The sequence below is a fragment of the Micromonospora sp. NPDC005161 genome (genome assembly GCF_053599855.1).
In genome coordinates, this window is record NZ_JBSFYQ010000004.1 from 154,672 (window position 1) to 175,115 (window position 20,444).

17 protein-coding genes are annotated in these 20,444 nt (G+C 73.4%); 10 read left to right on the top strand and 7 right to left on the bottom strand.

Annotation, left to right across the window (positions count from 1 at the left end):
* Positions 1 to 92: 92 nt before the first annotated feature.
* Together ACWD5O_RS06010 and ACWD5O_RS06015 are read right to left on the bottom strand one after the other, a co-directional pair.
* Positions 93 to 971, bottom strand: a complete 879-nt coding sequence (locus ACWD5O_RS06010; RefSeq protein WP_450084719.1) for a DUF5667 domain-containing protein — start codon at positions 969 to 971, stop codon at positions 93 to 95.
* Positions 972 to 1,259: 288 nt separating this feature from the next.
* A complete protein-coding gene (locus ACWD5O_RS06015) occupies positions 1,260 to 2,210 on the bottom strand; it encodes an ECF subfamily RNA polymerase sigma factor, BldN family (protein ID WP_354963623.1) in 951 nt (316 codons plus the stop codon).
* 574 nt (positions 2,211 to 2,784) lie between these two features.
* On the opposite strand from ACWD5O_RS06015, the gene ACWD5O_RS06020 reads away from it, so the two are divergent.
* The 3 genes from ACWD5O_RS06020 to ACWD5O_RS06030 are packed head-to-tail and all read left to right on the top strand — an operon-like array spanning position 2,785 to position 5,346.
* Entirely contained in the window at positions 2,785 to 4,419 is a 1,635-nt protein-coding gene (locus ACWD5O_RS06020; RefSeq protein WP_450084720.1) for an AMP-binding protein, read from the top strand.
* On the top strand, positions 4,409 to 4,663 hold the full coding sequence (locus ACWD5O_RS06025) for a glutaredoxin family protein (protein WP_354963625.1): 255 nt from the start codon (positions 4,409 to 4,411) through the stop codon (positions 4,661 to 4,663). The genes ACWD5O_RS06020 and ACWD5O_RS06025 overlap by 11 nt, the downstream gene beginning before the upstream one ends.
* Positions 4,664 to 4,683: 20 nt before the next feature.
* Positions 4,684 to 5,346: an HAD family hydrolase gene (locus tag ACWD5O_RS06030; protein WP_354963626.1), complete on the top strand. Its 663-nt coding sequence runs from the start codon at positions 4,684 to 4,686 to the stop codon at positions 5,344 to 5,346.
* Here the strand turns inward: ACWD5O_RS06030 and ACWD5O_RS06035 are convergent.
* Positions 5,327 to 5,980 (bottom strand): response regulator transcription factor, encoded by a 654-nt coding sequence (locus tag ACWD5O_RS06035; protein WP_450084721.1) that lies wholly within the window; start codon positions 5,978 to 5,980, stop codon positions 5,327 to 5,329. The two genes, ACWD5O_RS06030 and ACWD5O_RS06035, sit on opposite strands and share 20 nt — an antisense overlap.
* 58 nt (positions 5,981 to 6,038) lie before the next feature.
* Positions 6,039 to 7,343, bottom strand: a complete 1,305-nt coding sequence (locus ACWD5O_RS06040) for a sensor histidine kinase (protein ID WP_450084722.1) — start codon at positions 7,341 to 7,343, stop codon at positions 6,039 to 6,041.
* A gap of 367 nt (positions 7,344 to 7,710) precedes the next feature.
* Between ACWD5O_RS06040 and ACWD5O_RS06045 the strand changes: the two genes are divergently transcribed.
* The 6 genes from ACWD5O_RS06045 (at position 7,711) to ACWD5O_RS06070 (ending at position 14,184) form a co-directional block, all read left to right on the top strand.
* On the top strand, positions 7,711 to 8,481 hold the full coding sequence (locus tag ACWD5O_RS06045) for a redox-sensing transcriptional repressor Rex (protein WP_354963628.1): 771 nt from the start codon (positions 7,711 to 7,713) through the stop codon (positions 8,479 to 8,481).
* Positions 8,478 to 9,875, top strand: a complete 1,398-nt coding sequence (locus tag ACWD5O_RS06050; protein WP_450084723.1) for a glutamyl-tRNA reductase — start codon at positions 8,478 to 8,480, stop codon at positions 9,873 to 9,875. Before ACWD5O_RS06045 ends, ACWD5O_RS06050 begins: the two co-directional genes overlap by 4 nt.
* Positions 9,872 to 10,840: a hydroxymethylbilane synthase gene (hemC, locus tag ACWD5O_RS06055; protein WP_450084724.1), complete on the top strand. Its 969-nt coding sequence runs from the start codon at positions 9,872 to 9,874 to the stop codon at positions 10,838 to 10,840. Before ACWD5O_RS06050 ends, hemC begins: the two co-directional genes overlap by 4 nt.
* Positions 10,837 to 12,417 carry a bifunctional uroporphyrinogen-III C-methyltransferase/uroporphyrinogen-III synthase gene (locus ACWD5O_RS06060; protein ID WP_354963631.1) on the top strand — a complete coding sequence of 527 codons (1,581 nt, stop codon included), beginning with the start codon at positions 10,837 to 10,839 and terminating at the stop codon, positions 12,415 to 12,417. The genes hemC and ACWD5O_RS06060 overlap by 4 nt, the downstream gene beginning before the upstream one ends.
* 21 nt (positions 12,418 to 12,438) lie before the next feature.
* Positions 12,439 to 13,422: a porphobilinogen synthase gene (gene hemB / locus ACWD5O_RS06065; RefSeq protein WP_354963632.1), complete on the top strand. Its 984-nt coding sequence runs from the start codon at positions 12,439 to 12,441 to the stop codon at positions 13,420 to 13,422.
* 258 nt (positions 13,423 to 13,680) lie between these two features.
* On the top strand, positions 13,681 to 14,184 hold the full coding sequence (locus ACWD5O_RS06070; RefSeq protein WP_354963633.1) for a helix-turn-helix domain-containing protein: 504 nt from the start codon (positions 13,681 to 13,683) through the stop codon (positions 14,182 to 14,184).
* Positions 14,185 to 14,273: 89 nt separating this feature from the next.
* Here the strand turns inward: ACWD5O_RS06070 and ACWD5O_RS06075 are convergent, their stop codons facing one another.
* The 3 genes from ACWD5O_RS06075 to ACWD5O_RS06085 all read right to left on the bottom strand — a co-directional run bounded on the left by ACWD5O_RS06075 (position 14,274) and on the right by ACWD5O_RS06085 (position 20,129).
* Positions 14,274 to 17,552 carry a lamin tail domain-containing protein gene (locus ACWD5O_RS06075; protein WP_387324485.1) on the bottom strand — a complete coding sequence of 1,093 codons (3,279 nt, stop codon included), beginning with the start codon at positions 17,550 to 17,552 and terminating at the stop codon, positions 14,274 to 14,276.
* Positions 17,553 to 17,645: 93 nt separating this feature from the next.
* A complete protein-coding gene (locus tag ACWD5O_RS06080; RefSeq protein ID WP_354963672.1) occupies positions 17,646 to 18,662 on the bottom strand; it encodes a GNAT family N-acetyltransferase in 1,017 nt (338 codons plus the stop codon).
* Between the two features lie 72 nt (positions 18,663 to 18,734).
* Positions 18,735 to 20,129: a lytic transglycosylase domain-containing protein gene (locus tag ACWD5O_RS06085; RefSeq protein WP_354963635.1), complete on the bottom strand. Its 1,395-nt coding sequence runs from the start codon at positions 20,127 to 20,129 to the stop codon at positions 18,735 to 18,737.
* A gap of 55 nt (positions 20,130 to 20,184) precedes the next feature.
* Between ACWD5O_RS06085 and ACWD5O_RS06090 the strand changes: the two genes are divergently transcribed.
* Complete coding sequence (locus tag ACWD5O_RS06090; RefSeq protein WP_354963636.1) at positions 20,185 to 20,397, top strand: FmdB family zinc ribbon protein; 213 nt, start codon at positions 20,185 to 20,187, stop codon at positions 20,395 to 20,397.
* Positions 20,398 to 20,444 lie beyond the last annotated feature (47 nt).

The window sequence follows — 20,444 nt, forward strand, 5'->3', positions numbered from 1 at the left end:
TGGTCGACCGGCCGGGCAGACCGCAAACTGTGGCACGACCGGCCGGACCTGCGGTACGGGAGTGGCCGGCGCGTCCGGCCGCCCCGGGTGGGTCAGCGGGTGCCGGGGCAGGCGGACGGCGCGGGGCCGAGGGCGTCGCTGGCCGCCGGCGCCGGCAGGCCGCAGGCGATCGCCGCGCGCAGCGTGTCCGAGCGTTCCCGGATGCTGTCCAGCAGCACCAGCGAACGCCGGGTGCGCTCCCGGTCGGCCCGGGTGGCCCCGTCGAGCAGGTTGCTCACCGCTCGGTGCTGACCGGCGACGAAGGTGTTGACGGTGTCCAGGCTGGCCGGCTCGGCCCGCTGCACGGCGGCGGCGGTGAGCAGGCGCACACCCTGCCGGGTGTCGGCGTCCATGTCGTCGAGGACCGCGCTGTAGCCGATCCGGTCACCGCGCAGCTCGGCGGCCTCGCCGAGCCGGGTCCGGGCGAAGTCCAGGAAGAGCTGACCGCGGCTGATGTCCGAGCTGGTCAGGGCCAGCTGGGCCCGCTCGGTCGAGCGCTTCATGCCGTACAGCGCGTCGCCAGGGACGGCGTTCTCGCTGGCGGCGGAGATGCCGGAGACGGCGATGGCGCCAGCCGCGATGCCGATCAGGATCGCGCCCCGGGCGCGGGCCCGGCGGGCGGTGACCGCCGGGAGCAGCGAACCGCGGGTGGTGCTGGGGGAACGCGTGGTGGCCGGTTCGCCGGCCGGCGGGGTGGTGCCCAGCCCTTCCCGCACGGCGGTGGCGAGCAGCATCGCCCGCAGGCCGGTGCGGAAGTCGGGGTCCACCTCGACCGCCGGTGGATCGACGCTGAGCCGCTGACCCACCGCGACGAGTGGGGCGAGCTGGCCGTCCACCCGGGACCGGACGTGGTGCCGCCGGCCGCCGTTCGCCTCGTCGAGAAGCTGCGCGAAGCGCTCCGCGCGCCGGCGGGAGAAGAGGATGTTGTCCACCGCAGGCACCTCCTCTCGCTGGTCACGGCCGGTCGGCCGCAGTCGTTGCCAGCGACCGGGCGGCAGTGTGACACCACGGAGGTGAGGCCCCGTCCGGCATGCCGGTCGGACCTCGGTGACCCGGGCCCTGCCGGGGCAACCACCGGTCGCACCCGGAGAAACGCCGCGGACCGGGCACGGGTTACGGGCCTGGCGGGGCGGAAATCACAGAAAGTGATCGTTGTCACCAGGCGGGACCGACTGAGCTGCCGGACGTCGATCGACGCCCATCGGTCTCGCGGAACAGAACTACGGCTGGAAGCCGTCGGGCAGGAGTCGGGCCAGCGCGCGGACCGCCCGGTACTGGAGGGCCTTGATGGCGCCCTCGTTCTTGCCCATCGCCCGGGCCGTCTCGGCGACCGAGAAGCCCTGGAGGAACCGGAGCACGATGCACTCCTGCTGCTCCGGGTTGAGCTGCTTCACGGCGGTGAGCAGGGCGACGTTGGTGATGTGCTCGACCACCGCGGCCTCCGGGCTGCCCTCCGGGCCCCGGTCCTCCCGGTCGGCGTCGAGCACGTCGCCGGTGGTGACCTCCAGCCGGTACCGGCCGGACTTGAAGTGGTCCGCGACCAGGTTGCGGGCGATGGTCACCAGCCAGGCGCCGAGGTCGCGGCCCTGCCAGGTGAAGCTGCTGATCCGCTTGAGAGCGCGGAGGAAGGTGTCCGAGGTGAGGTCCTCGGCGAGCTGCCGGTTGCCGACCCGGAAGTAGACGAATCGGAACACGGTGTCCACGTACCGGTCGTAGATGAGGCCGAACGCCTCGGACTCGCCGGCCTGGGCTCGCTCGATCAGCGTCCAGACCTCGGTGGCCGGGTCGGACGGATCCGGTCGGCTCGGAAAGCCGGTCGGGGTGGTGGTGGCCGGCACCGCCGGGATCACCGCCGTCTCGCCCGCGGACGGGTCGGTGGTCGCCGCCGGTGTGTCGCTGACCCGTCGGCCCTGGGCCGGCATGGTCGGTCGGGCCGGTACGGCGACCCGGCCCCCGGCCGGCTTCGAGTTCCCGCCGGGCACCGCTGGTCGCGGTGGCGGCTCGTTGTGGTGTGGCCTGTTGCGTATCCGCTGCGCTGTGCCGTCGCCCCGCACGGCGGCGCTGTGTGGTTCGTCCAGCGGGGCGCGGGCCGCCGGCCGCTCGTTGACCTGGGCACGAGTCGTCTGACCGGTCAGGCCGACCGGGCGTTCCGCGTAACCGAAGGTGGTCACCGCGTCGCCCCCGTCCCGTCGGTCGCCGGGCGGACCGGTCTGCGGGTCGTCGGTGCGGACCGACCGGGCTTCCGGTCGGGCAGGACGGTTCCGGGGTGTGCCGACGGGCGGCAGTTCCCCTTGAGGTGCTGGTCCAATGCGCTCACAGGCACGGGGGCCTCCTCGGGCTGAGGGGTGTCGACTCACGGCAAATGGGGTGAGCCGACCCGAGTGATGATAGGGCCAACGTCACCCGCGCGTGGCAAGTCCGTTACACAGGGCGGAAGTATTTCCCGCTCCATCGCACCGTCGGCGGACCGGTTGTCCGTCGTGTGCGCTTGACTTTGGAGCGGCGTGGCGCTCCAGGGTGGATCCCCTGGTCGGGGGCGGATTGCCCGTTCGGATGAACCGTCCCGCCGGGTGGTCGTGTACGCCCGGCCGAACCGCCGACGGATGGCGTCAGCCGTCCCATCGACGGGACCTGATCGGATCGCCGGTGGCGCAGAGATCAGTCCCGTGGGCGGGACTGTCGCGGCACCGCGGTCCGGCCGCCGGGCGTGGCCTGGCGGCGCCCGCTGTGCCAGACTCGATCACCGTGCAGGACGCATCGGCAAACCCCGCGCCGAACCTCGCCGACCGGGTCCACCGGGCGGCCCTCGACCACGGCGACCGGGCCGCGCTGCACTGGCGTGACCGGACACTCAGCTGGTCCGAACTGGACGCCGCAGTGGACTCCACCGTGCACGCGCTGACCGCCACCGCGCCGCCCACCGACCCGGGCGGTACGCCGCCACGCGTCGCGATCGCGCTGCCCAACACCCTCGACTTCGTGGTCAGCTGGCTCGGCGCCCTGCGCGCCGGACTGGTCGCGGTGCCGGTCAACCCCGGCTTCACCGCCCCGGAGCTGCGGCACGTGCTGGCCGACTCGGGCGCGTCGGTGCTGATCGGCACCGAGCGGATCCGGAGCCTGGTCGCCGAGGTGGCCGCCGAGCTGCCCGCGCTCACCGCCGTGCACGGCACGCCGCCGCGGTCGGTCGACGACGCACCGGAGCCGCCCACACGCCCGCGTCGGGGCGGTGCCGACCTGGCCGTGCTGCTCTACACCTCCGGGACCGAGGGCCGGCCCAAGGGCGCGATGCTCTCGCACCACGCGCTGCTGGCCAACCACGAGCAGGTCGGCCGGATCGAGCCGCCGGTGGTCGGTCCGGAGGACACCGTGCTCCTGGCCCTGCCGCTGTTCCACGCGTACGGGCTCAACCCGGGGCTCGGTGCGGTCGTCCACCATGGCGCGACCGGCGTGCTGCTCGACGAGCCGGGGCCCACGGCGGGGCTCGACGAGATCGCCCGGCACCGGGTCAGCGTGCTGGTCGGCGTACCGTCGATGTTTCTGGCCTGGGCCGGCGCGGCGGAAGTCCGCGCGGCGACCGCCTCCGTCCGGGTGGCGGTCTGCGGCGCGGCGCCGCTGGAGCCGGCGATCGCGGCACGCTTCACCGAGGCCACCGGCCATCCGGTGCACATCGGGTACGGCCTCACCGAGACCGCGCCGGTGCTCACCTCCACCCTGGTCGGCGGGGTGGCCAAGGCCGGCTCGATCGGTCGGCCGCTGCCCGGCGTCCGGTTGCGCCTGGTCGGCGCCGACGGCGCGGACCTCTGGCGCGACGGCCTGGCCACCCCCGACGAGGACCCGGACGAGATGGACATCTCCGACGCGGCGCCGGGCACCGACCCGGGGCAGATCGTCGTGCGCGGCCCCAACGTCTTCACCGGCTACTGGCCGGACGGCCGGGACGGGCCGGACGCCGACGGCTGGTGGGGGACCGGCGACGTCGCGTACGCCGACGAGGACGGCGACCTCTTCCTGGTCGACCGGCTCGGCGAGCTGATCCTCGTCAACGGGTTCAACGTCTATCCGCACGAGGTCGAGCTGGTGCTCGCCGGGCACCCCGGGGTGGCCGAGTCGGCCGTACTGGGTGTGCCGCATCCCCGGACCGGCGAGACTGTCCGGGCGTACGTGGTGCCGGCACCGGGGCGGCAGGTGACCGGCGAGGAACTGCTTGCCCACTGCGCGCGGAACCTGGCCCGGTTCAAGTGCCCGACCGGGGTCGAGTTCGTCGACGCCCTGCCGCACTCGGCGATCGGCAAGGTACGCAAGACCCAGCTCCGGTCGGCGACGCCGGCCGACCCGCCGGCGAACGCCGACACCCGCACGGAGGTAACCGATGTCCACTGACGCCCGGCTCGCCCTGGTCACCCGCCCGGGCTGCCACCTGTGCGACGACGCCAAGGCGGCGCTCGACCGGGTGGTGGCGGTCACCGGGGACAAGTGGGTCGAGTGGGACGTCACCGGCGACGAGGGGCTGGAGCGGGAGTACGGGGACCGGCTGCCGGTGGTGATGCTCGACGGCAAGGAGCACGGCTACTGGCGGGTGGAGGAGGAACGGCTGCTGCGGGACCTGACCACGCCGCAGCTCTGAGCGGTGCCTATGGTGCTCTGATGACCCCTGCGCGCCCCCACCTCGTGTGGGACTGGAACGGCACCCTGCTCAACGACCTCAGCCTGGTGGTCGCGGCCACCAACGCGGCGTTCGCCAGCGTGGGCGGGCCGGTGGTCACCTCCGACGAGCACCGGGTGCGGTTCCGCCGGCCGATCGCCGAGTACTACGCCGAGGTGCTCGGTCAGGCCGTGGACGACGACGAGTTCGGCCGGCTGGACCGGATCTTCCACGACGCGTACCGCAGCGGGTTGACCACCTGCGAGCTGGCCGCCGACGCGCGGACCGCGATGGCCACCTGGCCGGGCAACCAGAGCCTGCTCTCCATGTGGTTCCACGAGGAGCTGGTGCCGACCGTGCACACCTACGGGCTGACCGGCCACTTCACCCGGGTGGACGGGCTGCGTGCCACGGTCGGCGGCGGCCGCAAGGCGGAGTCGCTCGAACGGCACCTCGCCGAGCTGGGCGTGGACGGCGCGTCGGTGGTGCTGATCGGCGACTCCATCGACGACGCCGACGCGGCGCTCGCGGTGGGTGGCCGGGCGGTGCTCTACACCGGCGGCTTTACCGACCCGGCCCGGCTGCGCGCCTCCGGTCACCCGGTCGCCGACACCCTCACCGACGCCGTGACCCTGGCCCGGGAGGTCAGTTCCGCAGGTAGGTGAGGACGGCCAGCACCCGCCGGTGCTGCTCGGTGTCCGGTGGCAGGGTGAGCTTGGTGAAGATGTTGCGCACGTGCTTCTCCACCGCGCCGTCGCTGACCACCAGGGCGCGGGCGATGGCGGTGTTCGAGCGCCCCTCGGCCATCAGGGCGAGCACCTCGCGCTCGCGCGGGGTCAGCTCGCGCAGCGGGTCGTCCCGGCGGCGTCGGGCGAAGAGCTGACCGACCACCTCCGGGTCGAGCACGGTGCCGCCGGCCGCCACCCGGCGCAGCGCGTCGAGGAACTCGTCGATCGCGGCCACCCGGTCCTTGAGCAGGTAGCCGATCCCGCCACCCGCGCCACCGGTGGTGGCGAGCAGGTCGTCGGCGTACGAGACCTCGACGTACTGGGACAACACCAGGATCGGCGTTCGCGGCACCAGCCGGCGGGCCTCCACCGCCGCGCGCAGCCCCTCGTCGGTGTGCGACGGGGGCATCCGGACGTCGACGATCGACACGTTCGGCCGGTGCTCCACCACCGCCTCGACCAGCGCGTCGCCGTCCCCGACGGCGGCCACCACCTGGTGCCCGCTCTCGGTCAGCAGCCGCACCAGCCCCTCGCGGAGCAGGACGGCGTCGTCGGCGATCACGATGCGCATGGCTGTCTTGTCTACCACGTCCGGCTCGCCGAGAGGGCTCGACGCGGTGTCCGCCGGCTCACAGCGGAAGCTCCGCGCGGATCTCGGTGGGCCCGCCGGTCGGGCTGACGACGGCCAGTTCGCCGCCGGCGGCCCGCACCCGGTCGGCGATGCCGACCAGGCCGTGCCCCTTGGCCAGGTGCGCACCGCCCTGCCCGTCGTCGCCCACCCGGACCAGGAGACGGCTGCCCTGCCGGGTCAGCGCGACGGTGGCTTCGGTGGCCCGGCTGTGTTTGGCGACGTTGGTCAACGCCTCAGCCACCATGAAGTACGCGGTGTTCTCCACCGCCGGGTCGAGTCGCCCGCCCGGTGTGCCGAGCTGCGGGTCCACCTGAAGCTCGATCGGGATCAGCCCCCGGCCGGCGAGCGCGGCCAGGGCGCTGGGCAGGCCCCGGTCGACCAGGATCGGTGGGGCGATGCCCCGGGACAGCGCCCGCAGCTCGGCCAACGTGTCCCGGGTCTGGGTGACCGCCTCGTCGATGGTCCGGCCGGCCGCCTCCGGGTCGGAGGCGAGCTGCTGCCGGGCCCGACTGAGGTCCATCGCAAGCCGGACCAGGCGCTGCTGGGGGCCGTCGTGAATGTCGCGTTCCAGCCGGCGCAGCGCGGACGCCTCGGCGGAGACGGCGGCGCGCTTCTGCTCCTCCAGCACGGTGATCCGGTCCCGCATCTCGGCCACCCCGGTCAGCATGGCCCGGGCGAAGCTCGCCTGGAGCAGCGCGCAGCCCCGGATCACGATCGGCAGGGTGATCAGGAAGAACACCCCGATCGCGGTGGTCAGCCCGATCCGCGCGGTGGTCGAGTCGCCGAGGCCGAGCAGTTGGGCGAGGTCGCTGTCGCCCTCGCCGTCGCCGCGCGGCAGCGTCCAGTCGTACGCCCAGTAGAGCGAGCCGGTGACCGCGGCGGCCCACCAGGCCAGCGCCACCACGAACGTGACAACCGACACGATCAGACGCAGCACGCCGTGTGCCACGTCGAGCCAGGACTGGGCGTCCCGCATCGGCACGAAGATCCGCCGCCAGGCGTTCGCTCCCGCCTCCGGCAGCCGGTAGTGCGGCCGGATCCGGGGCTGACGGAGTACCGCCGGCAGCCGCAGCCGCTCGATGTCGGCGAGCCCGCGGGCGGCGTACAGGGTGCCGCTGATGATCGGCAGGCCGATCACCGTGACCACCAGCCCGACGCCGACCACGAGGCCCACCACGAGGACGACGAAGCTGGTCAGGGCCAGGGGTAGGCCGAGCAGCACGTACCCGGAGTCGACGAAGAGCTGGCGGGGGATGCTCGGTGCCAGCGTCGGCTGGTCGCTGGTGGCGGCAACGGCGGTCATGCCCAAAGGCTAGGCAGCCCGGGTCCGTCACCCCATCCCGAAGCCCTGCCTCTCCTCCGTAGTGCTGTCCCTACCTGCCTCGGCACGCCTGTCCGACCTGGGCGCGGGATTGGTCAGAGAAGTCGGGAATGAGCAATAATTACGCGGGCGGTGCGGGTGGACGCCGCTGGATCGATCTTGCAGAACGGAGGCGCTGGTGGGGTCGCGCCGCGCAGCGACAAGATCGCGATTTGTGCACGTCTTCACAAGCGCCTACTCTCTAGTTCCGACGCGCCCTGCTAGCACAGCCGGCAATCTCGGTCGCCAGCGGGAGTCCATAAGCGGCCGACCAGCGGAGTTGGCCGAGGATCGCACCGCACGGAGTCTCATGAGTCAGCATCGTCACCCAGGCGCGCCCGGCCGCGCCGGTGCCGTACCCGCGCTCCCGGACCTGCCCGAGGCGACCGTCGCGCGACTCCCGGAATACCTGCGTGCGCTGCACAACCTCGCCGACGTCGGCCACGAGACGGTCTCCAGCGAGGGCCTGTCCGCCGCCGCCGGCGTCAACTCCGCCAAGCTCCGCAAGGACCTCTCCCACCTCGGCTCGTACGGCACCCGGGGCGTCGGCTACGACGTCGCGCTGCTGATCGAGCAGATCGAGTACGTGCTCGGGCTCACCCAGCGCAGGGCGGTCGCCCTGGTCGGCGTGGGTAATCTCGGTCACGCTCTGGCCGGTTACGACGGTTTCGCGAGCCGGGGCTTCCGGATCGCCGCACTGCTCGACGCCGACCCCTCCCGGGTCGGCGAAGAGATCAACGGCCTGGTGGTCCGGCATGTCGACGAGCTTCCGGCGATCGCCGCGGAGGAGTCCATCGCGATCGGCGTGATCGCCACCCCGGCCGCCGCCGCCCAGCGGGTCGCCGACCAGCTGGTCGCGGTCGGCGTGACGAGCATCCTCAACTTCGCGCCGTGCGTACTCTCGGTTCCGGAGGGGGTTGACGTGCGCAAGGTCGACCTCGCCATCGAGCTGCAGATTCTGTCCTTCCACGAGCACCGCAAGGCGTCACTGACCGCGCTTCCCGCCACCGGCGGGTCCGCTCTCACCGCCCTGCCGGGTGGGCTCGCGGCCACCGACACCCAGGAGGCGATCGGCACGTGAAACTGCTCGTCGTCGGCGCGTCCTACCGGACCGCCCCGGTCGCCACGCTGGAGCAGCTGGCCGTGCCCCCCGCCGACCTCACCCGCACCCTGGACCGCCTGGTCGCCCAGCCGTACGTGGCCGAGGCGGTACTCGTCTCCACCTGCAACCGGGTGGAGGTCTACGCCGCCGTGTCCGGTTTCCACGGCGGGCTCGGCGACGTCTGCGCCGTCCTGGCCGAGCAGGCCGGCAGCTCGCCGGCGGCGCTCGCCAGCCACCTGTACGTGCACTACGACGCCGCCGCCGTGGACCACGTCTTCCGGGTCGCAACCGGGCTGGACTCGATGGTGGTCGGCGAGGCGCAGATCCTCGGGCAGTTGCGCGACGCGTACCACTGGGCCACCGGCGCGGACTCGGCCGGCCGCCTGCTGCACGAGCTGATGCAGCAGGCACTGCGGGTCGGCAAGCGGGCCCACGCCGAGACCGGCATCGACCGGGCCGGCCAGAGCGTGGTCACCGCCGCGCTGGAGCTGGCCGCCGGGCACCTCGACGGTGACCTCGCCGGTCACCCGGCCCTGGTTGTCGGGGCCGGCGCGATGGGCTCGCTCGGGGTGGCCACGCTGTCCCGGCTGGGCGCCGGGCCGCTCACCGTCACCAACCGGGGCGCCGACCGGGCCGCGCGGCTCGCCGAGTCGTACGGGGCGAACGCCGTGCCGATGGCCGGGCTGACCGAGACGCTCTCCACAGTGGACATCGTAGTGGCCGCCACCGCCTCCACCGAACCGGTCCTCAACCGGACGGTGGTCGGCGCGGCGCTGGCCGAGCGGGACCCGGCCCGGGGCCCACTGGTCCTGCTCGACCTGGCCGTCCCGCGCGACGTCGAGGAGGGCGTCGTCGACCTCCCCGGCGTCGAGGTGATCGACATCGACCGGATGGCGGCGCTGCTCGCCGACGGTCCGGCCGCCGCGGACGCCGCCGCCGTCGAGCGGATCGTGCTCGGCGAGGTGGAGAGCTTCCTGTCCTGGCTGCGCGGCGCCGACGTGGCGCCCACCGTGGCCGCGCTGCGCGGCCGGGCCGACGACGTGGTCACCGCCGAGCTGCGCCGGCTGGCCCAGCGCCGCCCCGACCTCGGTGGCGACCTGCGGGCCGAGGTGGCCCGCACGGTGCACCGCGTGGTGCAGCGGCTGCTGCACCAGCCCACCGTCAAGGTCCGCCAGTTGGCCGCGGAGCCCGGCGGCGACCAGTACGCAGCCCTGCTGCGCGAGCTGTTCGACCTCCAGGTGCCGCAGACCTCGCCGGTGGACACCGTTCCCGACGTGGTGGCACCCGACCTCGGCGCGGCGTTCAGCGCCATCGACCCGGTGCTCGGCGCGGACGCCACCGACCCGACCCCGCCCACCGGAGGTGCGCGATGACCGCCCCCCTACGCCTCGGCACCCGGGGCAGCGCCCTGGCCATGGCCCAGTCCGGTCAGGTCGCCGAGGCGTTGACCGCCGCCACCGGCCGCCCGGTGGAGCTGGTCGAGGTGATCACCGCCGGCGACCGCTCCAGCGCGCCGGTGCACCGGCTCGGCGTCGGGGTGTTCGTCTCCGCGCTGCGCGACGCGCTGGCCGCCCGGACCATCGACTTCGCGGTGCACTCCTACAAGGATCTGCCCACGGCCGCTGCCGGCGGGCTGCACATCGCCGCGGTGCCGACCCGGCAGGACCCACGCGACGCGTTGATCGCCCGGGGCGCCCGGACGCTCACCGAGCTGCCGCCCGGGGCCACCGTGGGCACCGGCGCGCTGCGCCGGATCGCCCAGCTGCACGCGCTCGGCCTGCAGCTGGAGGTCACCCCGATCCGGGGCAACGTGGACACCCGCCTGGCGCGGGTGCTCGGCCCCGAGGCCGACCTCGACGCCGTCGTGCTGGCCCGGGCCGGGCTGGCCCGACTCGGCCGGGCCGACGTGATCACCGAGACGCTGGACCCGATGCTGATGCTGCCCGCGCCCGCCCAGGGTGCGCTGGCCGTGGAGTGCCGGGTCGACGACCAGGACCTGGTCGAGTTGCTCGCCGTGCTCGACCACGCACCGTCGCACGCCGCCGTCACCGCGGAGCGCGCGTTGCTGGCCACCCTGGAGGCCGGGTGCAGCGCACCCGTCGCCGCCTATGCGGAACTCGCCGAAGGTGACGCCGGCGATGAGATCTACCTGCGCGGGGCGGTGATCAGCCCGGACGGCACTCGTGACCTCCGGCTGTCCCGCACCGGAACGCCCGCCGACGCGGCGGAGATCGGTAAGGCACTCGCCGCCGAACTCCTCGACCTCGGCGCCGACTCGATCCTCGGCCAGGAAGGAAACACCGGCTCGGGGACCCAGCAATTTGGGAGCACAGAATGACCCGCACCCGTAAGCCCGTCGGCCGTATCGCGTTCGTCGGGGCTGGCCCCGGCGACCCGGGCCTGCTGACCCGTCGGGCGCACGACGCCCTGGTCGACGCCGACCAGGTGATCTACGACCGGGGAGTCCCGGAGTCGTTGCTCGCCGTCGTACGCGCCGAGGCCAGGGACGACGCCGAATTCACCCCGGCCGAAGGCGCGCCGGGGGACGTGGCGAAGGTGCTGATCTCCGCGGCCCGGTCCGGGCTGAACGCGGTGCACCTGGTCGCCGGCGACCCGTTCGGCCACGACTCGGTGGTCAAGGAGGTGCAGGCGGTGGCCCGCACCGCCGCTCACTTCGAGGTGGTGCCCGGGGTCGGTCAGGCCGAGGGCGTGGCCACCTACGCGGGGGTCCCGCTGCCGGGTGTGCGTACCGCCGCCGACGTCGAGGACGTCAGCGCGCTGGACTTCGAGGCGCTGGCCGCAGCCGTCGGCCGGGGCTCGCTCGCCGTCGCGGTGGACGCCGGTGACCTCGCCGCCGTCCGGGACGGGCTGCTGGCCGCCGGGGTCGACGGCACCACCGGCGTCGGGGTGACCGGCGACGGCACCGGCGAGACCCAGTACACGACCACGTCGACCGTCGACAGCTTCGTGGCCGCCGCGCTCGGCTTCACCGGCCGGGTGGTGCTCACCGTCGGCGCCGCTGTGGGCCAGCGGGACAAGCTGAGCTGGTGGGAGAACCGCCCGCTGTACGGCTGGAAGGTGCTGGTGCCGCGCACCAAGGAGCAGGCCGGCGTGATGAGCGCCCGGCTGCGCGCGTACGGGGCGATCCCGTGCGAGGTGCCGACCATCGCGGTCGAGCCGCCGCGTACCCCGGCGCAGATGGAGCGGGCGGTCAAGGGCCTGGTCGACGGCCGGTACGCCTGGGTCATCTTCACCTCGGTGAACGCGGTCCGCGCGGTCTGGGAGAAGTTCGCCGAGCACGGCCTGGACGCCCGGCACTTCGGTGGCGTCAAGATCGCCTGCATCGGTGAGGCGACGGCGGACGCGGTCCGCGCGTTCGGCATCCAGCCGGAGTTGATCCCCGCCGGGGAACAGTCCTCCGACGGGCTGCTGGCCGAGTTCTCGCCGCACGACGAGATCCTCGACCCGGTGGGCCGGGTGCTGCTGCCGCGCGCCGACATCGCCACCGAGACGCTCGCCGCCGGGCTCACCGAGCGCGGCTGGGAGGTCGACGACGTGACCGCGTACCGGACGGTCCGGGCCGCGCCGCCGCCCGCCGAGATCCGGGACGCGATCAAGTCGGGCGGGTTCGACGCGGTGCTCTTCACCTCGTCCTCCACCGTGCGGAACCTGGTCGGCATCGCGGGGAAGCCGCACGCGCGTACCGTTGTTGCCGTCATCGGGCCCAAGACGGCGGAGACCGCGACGGAGTTCGGCCTGCGGGTCGACGTCCAGCCGCCGCACGCCTCGGTGCCCGACCTGGTGGAGGCGCTCGCCGCCTACGCCGTCGAGCTGCGCGAGAAGCTCGCCGCCATGCCGGCGAAGCAGCGTCGCGGCTCGAAGGTGCAGGGGCCGACCGCCCTGCGCTTCCGGTAGTCGTCTTCAGGAGGGGCTCCCATGTCGTACCCCGAGATCCGGCCCCGCCGGCTGCGCCGCACCCCGGCGATCCGCCGGCTGGTCTCCGAGACGCGGGTCGACCCGGCCGAGCTGGTCGTGCCGATGTTCGTCAAGGAGGGGCTGACCGAGCCCCGCGCCATCGCGTCGCTCCCGGGGGTGCTCCAGCACTCCCGGGACTCGCTGCGCAAGGCGGCGGTCGAGGCGGTCCAGGCCGGTGTCGGCGGGATCATGCTCTTCGGTGTGCCGGAGCATCGTGACCCGACCGGGTCCGGTGGCATCGACCCGGACGGCATCCTGAACGTCGCCATCCGCGACGTGGTGGCCGAGGTCGGCGACGCCACGGTGGTGATGAGCGACCTGTGCCTGGACGAGTTCACCTCGCACGGGCACTGCGGCCTGCTCACCCCGGGCGGCGAGGTGGACAACGACGCGACCCTGGAGGCGTACGCCGAGATGGCGGTGGCCCAGGCCGCCGCCGGGGTCCACATGGTCGGGCCGTCCGGGATGATGGACGGCCAGGTCGGCGTCGTGCGCCGGGCGCTCGACGCCGCCGGGCACCAGGACGTGACCGTGCTGGCGTACGCCGTGAAGTACGCCTCGGCCTTCTACGGCCCGTTCCGGGACGCGGTGGAGTCGGCGCTGGAGGGCGACCGGCGCTCCTACCAGCAGGACCCGGCCAACCTGCGCGAGTCGCTGCGCGAGGTGGCGCTGGACGTCGCCGAGGGCGCCGACCTGGTGATGGTCAAGCCGGCGCTGCCCTACCTCGACGTGGTGTCGGCGGTGCGGGCCGCGGTGGACGTTCCGGTCGCCGCCTACCAGGTCTCCGGTGAGTACGCGATGGTCGAGGCGGCCGCCGCGAACGGCTGGATCGACCGCGAGCGGGTGATGCTGGAGACGCTCACCTCGATCAAGCGGGCCGGCGCGCAGATCATCCTCACCTACTGGGCTGTCGAGGCCGCCGGACTGCTCCGCGAGCGCTACTGAGCGGCCGGTAGCGGGCCTCTCGCGCGCCCCCATCGCGCCCCCCCGACCCCCCTTTGCTCTGCTTCAACGGGCGCAACACTTTTCGGGTCCGGCTGTTGCGTCCGTTGAAGCAGAGCAAAGGGCGCCAACCACGCCCTCGCCCCCGCCTCCGCCCCCGCCTCCGCCCCCGCCTCCGCCTCGGCCCCCGCCCCCGCCGGGTGTCCACAGGTTTATCCACAGGGATTGAGCTCGGGTGGCACTACCGGGGATGGTGGCCGAATGGCGTCGGCACTCGATCCTCCTTCTCCCACCGGTCCAACCGTCGGTCAATTTCCCATTGCCGGTCTGGTTCGCCGGGCACGTCGGATCGTCCGGCTGAGCCAGCACCAGATGGCTCGCTTCGCCAAAGTTTCGCCCTCGACGGTGGGGCGGGTCGAAGCGGGCAGCCTGACCCCCAGCCTGGCCGTGCTGGAGCGCCTCCTCGCAGCGGCCGGGCTCTACATCGCCGTGGTCGACCAGAACGGCCGGGTGATTCTGCCGATGGCCGACCGGGAGGACATTCACGACGGCGCCGGTCGCCGCTACCCCTCACATCTGGACACCATCCTCGACCCGGAGCCGGGGGAGTGGTGGGCGGACATCTACGGGCTGGCCCGGCCGCCGGAGACCTATCACCGCTCCTCGGCGGATCGGGAGGCGCGGCGACGACGCAGCCAGTGGGAGGTACGGGTCGCGCAACACCGTCATCTGCCACCCCCGCCGGCCATCCACGACTACTACTGACCGCTGACGCCGGGAACGAGCGAGCGGGCCGTCGTCCGGCGCAAACCTGGACGACGGCCCGCTCGGACCAGCGAACGAGCAGAAACGGGTCAGTCGTCGTTCGTGATGGTGCCGGTCGCCGCCGGGTCGGCCAGCCGCAGGCCGGGCACGCCGGCCACCAGCAGCGTGAGCCTCTCGTCCGCCTCCCGCTTCCGGTCACCGCGCACGGTCACCGGCAAGGCCAGCGAGGTCTGCCCAGCGGCCAGGGTCCGGCAGCCGACGTACGGGTCGAAGTCCGAACCGGCCTGCGCCGTGCCGCCGAGGGTGGCGGCGCAGAGCAGCACCGGCTGGGACAACGGCCGGGACACGGTGGCGGTGAAGGTGAGCTGCCGGGTGCCCTTGTCGCCCTCGACCACCGTTGTGTCGGCGACGGTCAGCGACGCCCGGGAGCGGAACCGGGCCACCTGCGGGTCGTGGTCGCTGGAGCCCCGCGACCCGTCGCCGCTGAACTCCGCGGGCCAGTCCGCGTTGACGTGCGCTGCCCGCACCTGCACCAGGTCACCGTAGAGCGCGTCGTTGACGAACAGGTGGTCGAGCGTCTGCGCCTGCCCCTCGAAGCTGTACGAGTACGCGGCCGACGGGGTGTCCGCGACCAGGTTGTCCCACAGGTTGTGCAGGCCCGCCTCGTAGAGCGGGGCGAGCTGGTCCGACGGGGTAGGCTGGCTGCCCGTCGCGATGGGATCATCCGGGCGGGGGAAGACGTTCAGGTCCCCGCCGTAGACCACCCGGGCGTTCTGGTCGGCGGCCTCGATCGCGGTCACGATCGCCGCGCCGTACGCCGCCTGCTCCCGACGCTGCCCGACCCGGCTGTCCGGGCCGGAGGAGAAGTGGTTGCTGAGCGCGTACAGGGTGAACCGCTCCGCCGAGCCCGGCGTCGCGGCCACGCTGAACCTGCCCAACTGGGGAGCCCGGGTGAAGACGTTGTTCCCGTCCCGGCCCGTCGAGGTGTCCACGTCGGCCGGCAGCACCGCGTTGAGCGCCTTCGGGTTCTGCACGTCGGCGTTGGCCGGCAGCCCCGGGGCGCGGTACTGGACGGTCGGCGCCGAACCCAGCAGCGGGTCGGTCGCCGTCGCGGCAGCCAACGACAGCCGGTCGGTGCGGTACAGGAAGGCGGCCGTGATGCCGCGGGCGTCCGCGCCGGTCCGGTCGTAGGCAGCGGCGTACGCCGGACCGCCGGCCGCCGCCACCGCGAGCGCCAGCTCCTGGATGGTGTCCGGGGCGCCGTCGGCGTTGTTCGTGTCGCCGCAGGCCAGCGCGGCCCCGGACACCGTGCAGATGTCCTGGTCCTCGGCCTCCTGCACCAGGATCAGGTCCGGCGCGTGCAGGTCCTTGACGATCTGGTCGGCGAGCGCGGTGAGGTGCTCGCGGTAGTCCGCCTCACCGCTCGGCACGTAGTCGAACGGCGGGTTGACGCCCGGGCAGCCGGCGTTGCCGGTGAAGTCGCAGCCGTCGAACGGGTCGTCCCGGTGGTCGTAAAGGTTCTCCACGTTGTAGGTGGCGACCGCCACCTCCTGCGACCGGTCGGCCGGCTTCGGCGGGTTGTTCTTCGACGGGTCGGCCCCGGCGTCGAACTCCGCCCGCTCGACCTGGACGCCGTACTTCTCGAACGAGTAGTAGACCCCGCCCACCGCGTCCGCGCGCAGCGTGTCGAAGGTGTGCGCCGGCGGGAGCAGCGCGGTGCTGACCCCGGCGGTGGCCTTCACGCCCATGCTGCCGAGCAGCACCCGCTGGCCGTTGCCGTCGTCGAAGCGACGGGTCGGGTCGTTGTCCAGCGGGTGGGAGTCCCGGAACACCCGCCGGGCGTACGGGTCGGCGCGGTCCAACAGTGGGTCGTCCCGGTCGACCACCCACAGCTCCGCGTCGGCGGTGGAGGAGAAGACGTCCCGACCGCTCACCGCGCCGCTGCCCGCGCGTACCCGCAGCCGGGCGCCCTCGTGCCGCTCCCAGAAGCGCTGCGCGTCGGTCAGCTCAGCTGGCGGGGCCGCGTCCGTCACCGCGACCGCCGTGGCCACGTCCAGGCCGGTGGCGATCCGGCGGACCAGCGAGGCACCGGAGAGCTGAGTGAAGTTGAAATACTCGGACACCCGGGCCCGGAGCACCACCTCGTCGCCGACCGTCGGCACGTAGCCACCGATCAACGAGGTGAACGTGCCCATGAACACGAAGATGCCGTCGGAGCTGGTCGGGTCGCCGTCGGTGTCGCCGGTGCGGCTCTGCAGGAAGAACCCGTGCTGTTCCGCCCCGGCCGAGGTGCGGGCCAGGGTCAACTGGGTGATCACCCCACGTACGTCGTACAAAGTGCTGCTCGTGCCGTTGCCGCTCGCCGGTGCGAGCGGCGACCGGTCGGTCGGGCCGGACTCGGCGTCGGTGGTCGGGCCCTGCACCTCGCCGACGGTGAGCTCCCGGGTCACCTGCACGACCAGAGCGCAGCTGGCGGTGCCGCCGCCCGCGTCGGTCGCGGTCACCGTGACGGTGTACGCCCCGGCGGCGAGGTCGGCGCTCGCGCTGACCGTGGCGCGGGCGGTGCCACCCAGCCCTTCGGCCGGGGTCAGCGCGGTGCGGGTGATCGAGCCGGTGGCCGGGGTCGGGCTGACCGCGCTCACCGCCAGGTCGACGACGGTGTCATCGGGGTCGGTGGCGGTGACCTCACGGGTAGCCGCCGTGCCGGCAGCGGTGACCAGCGGCCCGCCGCAGGTCAGCGTGGCCGGCGCGTCGACCGGGCCACCACCGTCCACGGTGTGCGTGCCGAGCCCGTCGAAGGTGTCGACCGGGAAGCCGGCCCACTGCGCGGCGGGATCGAACGCGTCCGACGGGTCGGTGTCACCGGCGGTCACGGCGGGCAGCCGACGCAGGGTGTTGTCGGCCGTGCTGGTGACGCCGGTGCCCCACTCGGTGCCCGGGTCGACACCCACCTGGCCGATCGAGTCGAGCACCGTGGTGCCCCGGCGCAGCACGATCGCGTCGTCACCGTTGAACAGGCTCGCCCCGGTCGTCTGGTCGGCCTGGGCGAGGATGGCGGACCCGGCCGAGGCGCTGGCGAACACGAACGCGTCGCCAGCGGCCACCGTCCCGGTCAGCGCGATGTTGGTGGCCGTGGCGGAGCCGTTGAAGAAGAGCTGGAGCTGGTAGCCGCCGGTCGTGAGGTCGACGGCACCACCGGTGCCGTTGAACAGCTCGATCGCCTTGTTGTTCGACGAACCTTCGACGTACTCCGAGATGAACAGGTCGGTGGGTGCGGCGCTTGCCGCGGTGGGTGCGACGCCGAGGGCCGTGACGGTCACGGCGACGGTGGCGGTCGCGAGCGCGGCGATTGTGCGGCGCGGGCGCATAGGGCCTCCACGATGGGTGGATGGGAGTCAACGCACGTTAAGGTGCGCGACTGTCCACCGTCCATCCCCCATTGGACAGTTTCGTGAATTCTTTCAGCGTGGCGGATCGATGCGGTGCACCAGCTCGGCGATGTCGACGCTGTATTCGCACCAGTCCCGGTCGGGCCGGTAACCCAGCTCCGCGTTGACCTTGAGCATCGCCTCGTTGGCCTGGGCGTTCCAGGTCTGCACCTCGGCCAGCTCCGGCTCGGCGGAGCGCAGCTCCCGCAGCATCCGGGCCTTGATCGCTCGATCGATGCCGTAGCCCCGGTGGTCCTGGGCGACGATCGTGTCGTACTGGTCGGCGCGGGTCGGGTGCTGGGCCGGCACCACCACCTCGGTCAGGCCGGCCACCTCGCCGCTCTGCTCGTGCCGAGCGAGCACGATGTACGGCTTCATGCCCCGCCGGTGGAGGGTGTCCAGGCTGTCCCGCAGCCGCTGCGGGTCGTAGGAGCTGGGGCGCAGCTCGCCGTCGTCGACGTCGCGCACCTCCGCCTTGGCCCGCGCGTACGCCTCGATCAGGTCGTCCGGCGGCCCGCCGGGGAAGAACTCCAGGTGGTAGCCCGCGCCGATGCCGGTGGCCATTCCGGCCAGCTCGGTCCAGTCGACCGTGGAGAGGTCGAGCACGCTGCGGGTCTCCACGTACTCCCGGGTGAAGCCGAGCGCCTCGTAGAAGCCCACCGCCGGCGTGTCGCCGACCACCTCGACCCCGATCGACCGGAAGCCCTCCTGGTAGACCCGGCGGGCAGCGCGCAGCACCAGGTCACGGCCGAGCCCGGCGCGCCGCACGGACGGGTGCACCAGCACTTCGAGCACGCCGATGTCGCCCAGGAGCAGCACGTGGACCTGCCCGAGCACCGCGCCCGGACCGCCGGGGTCGGTCGGATCGGCCTGGGCGATCCAGGAGAGCCGCCGCTCACCGGGCATCACCTCGGCGAGGTATTCCCGCAGGGAGTCCTCCCGCCACGGCGGGTCCTGCGGCAGATCGACCGCCAGAACCGCGTTCAGCGTGTCCAGCAGCGACGCGATCTCGGCGGACGACGCGGTCCTGGGGTCCCACTCGCGCACCATCACCTGTCTAGCTTGCCGCTAACAGCTGCCCGGGGGAAGTGTCCAGTTCTCCAATGTATGCGGACGATCACTTCACGTACGGCTGGCCCGTCCGTATCGGTTTGCGGTGTCGTAGACGTCCTGGGCGTACCGGCGCACGTCGTTGTACGACAGGATCGCGTTCCACCAGTCGGCGGCGATGCTCAGGTTGCGGTTGTTCTTGCACAGGTAGTTTCCCGCCGCCAGGGCCGCGTCGTCCAGATCGTGCGGGTCCTTGACGCCGTCGTTGTCGGCGTCGGCGCCGATCTCCTGCCAGGTGGTCGGGATGAACTGCATCGGCCCGATCGCGCGGTCGAACGAGGTGTCCTGGTCGAGGTTCCCACGATCGGTGTCGATGATCCGCATGCGCCCGTCCCGCCCGTCCAGCGGCAGGCCGATGATCTGCGGAAGCGCCTTGCCGTCCGGCCCCAACCGGGCGCCGTTGGCCGTGCCGTGCCCCGATTCGACCTGGCCGATCGCGGCCAGCGTGGTCCAGCTCAGCGCGCAGCTGCGGTTGGTCTGGGCGAGCACCAGCTCGGCGTAGCCGTACGCCTGCATCGCGGCCGGCGGGACACCGACCTTGGTGCCGACCTGCTGCGCCCAGCCGGCCAGGGCGTCCGAGGGCCGCCCACCGGTCACCGGCCCACCGGCCGGCCCGGTCGGCAGCGCGCCGGTCGGCAGTCCGCCGGTGGGAAGGGGCCCGGTCGGCAGCGGTCCGGTGGGAACTCCGGACGGCAGCACCGGGGGCGGTACGGCCGCGGCCGGCGTGTCGGAGGCGTCGACGGCGACCGGCCGGGGTGCGCGGATGGCCGCCGGGACGAGCAGCGCGCCCGCCGCGGCGGTCGCGGCCACTAGGGCGAGCAGGAAGACCCCGGGCAGGGTGAGCCGACCGCTGGGGCGGCGGGCCCAGGCGCGGGTCGCCCGGGCAGCGGTCGCCGCTGCCTGCCGTGGCGGCAGGCGAAGCGCGTGCGCGAACGGCACCCGTCGCCGCCGGCCCGGATCGATCTTCGGTGCGCTGGCCACGTCGTCCACACTGGCCGGCTTCGGGTCTGCCTCGGCGGCGGGCAGGGGTGTGGTCTTCGCATCGCCAGCCGGCGTCTCGGCGCCCGCCCCGGCCGGCGCGGTCACCGCGTCCGAGTCGACGGCCGGGGGTGCGGCGGTCAGGTCGTCAGCGGGTGCGTCGGCGTTCGTCCCTCCACCGGTGGCGTCGGTCTTCGTCCCTTGACCGGGTGCGTCGGCCTTCGTGCCTCCATCGGGGGCGTCGGTCTTCGGGGCTCCGGCCGTCGGGTTGGGCGCAGCGGGGGCCTTGCCACTCAGCCAGGGCCGGCGGGGGCGGGGCACGGCCCGTGGCACCGGATCCGGCGCGGCCCCCGATCCTTCGAGCGGCCCGTCCAGCGGCGCGGACGGTCGCAACGGTTGCACACGCGTTTTGTCCTCGCCGTCCACCACCCGTCGAGTATCACCCATACCCCGTTGGACGTCAGGTCCCCGTACCCTGGTTGCCATGCCCAGGTACGAGTTCCGCTGCCGCGCCTGCGGCGACACGTTCGAGGTCAACCGTCCAATGGCGTCGGCTGGCGCGCCCGCCACCTGCCCGCAGGGCCACACCGACACGGTCAAGCTGCTCTCCGCGGTCGCGGTCACCGGCCGGGGTGCGGGCGGCGGCGCCGCGGCCGCCACCGGGGGCGGCTGCTGCGGCGGTGCCTGCGGCTGCTGATCCAACCAATTCGCGGCCGTCTGGTCGGCCGCCCTTGCCGGGAACGG

Coding starts and splice junctions, on each gene's coding strand:
- ACWD5O_RS06070 (WP_354963633.1), top strand. CDS start 13,681: ATGGCGTCGGCACTCGATCCTCCTTCTCCCACCGGTCCAACCGTCGGT.
- ACWD5O_RS06045 (WP_354963628.1), top strand. CDS start 7,711: ATGAGTCAGCATCGTCACCCAGGCGCGCCCGGCCGCGCCGGTGCCGTA.
- ACWD5O_RS06075 (WP_387324485.1), bottom strand. CDS start 17,552: ATGCGCCCGCGCCGCACAATCGCCGCGCTCGCGACCGCCACCGTCGCC.
- ACWD5O_RS06090 (WP_354963636.1), top strand. CDS start 20,185: ATGCCCAGGTACGAGTTCCGCTGCCGCGCCTGCGGCGACACGTTCGAG.
- ACWD5O_RS06035 (WP_450084721.1), bottom strand. CDS start 5,980: ATGCGCATCGTGATCGCCGACGACGCCGTCCTGCTCCGCGAGGGGCTG.
- ACWD5O_RS06060 (WP_354963631.1), top strand. CDS start 10,837: ATGACCCGCACCCGTAAGCCCGTCGGCCGTATCGCGTTCGTCGGGGCT.
- hemC (WP_450084724.1), top strand. CDS start 9,872: ATGACCGCCCCCCTACGCCTCGGCACCCGGGGCAGCGCCCTGGCCATG.
- ACWD5O_RS06030 (WP_354963626.1), top strand. CDS start 4,684: ATGACCCCTGCGCGCCCCCACCTCGTGTGGGACTGGAACGGCACCCTG.
- ACWD5O_RS06025 (WP_354963625.1), top strand. CDS start 4,409: ATGTCCACTGACGCCCGGCTCGCCCTGGTCACCCGCCCGGGCTGCCAC.
- hemB (WP_354963632.1), top strand. CDS start 12,439: ATGTCGTACCCCGAGATCCGGCCCCGCCGGCTGCGCCGCACCCCGGCG.
- ACWD5O_RS06080 (WP_354963672.1), bottom strand. CDS start 18,662: ATGGTGCGCGAGTGGGACCCCAGGACCGCGTCGTCCGCCGAGATCGCG.
- ACWD5O_RS06040 (WP_450084722.1), bottom strand. CDS start 7,343: ATGACCGCCGTTGCCGCCACCAGCGACCAGCCGACGCTGGCACCGAGC.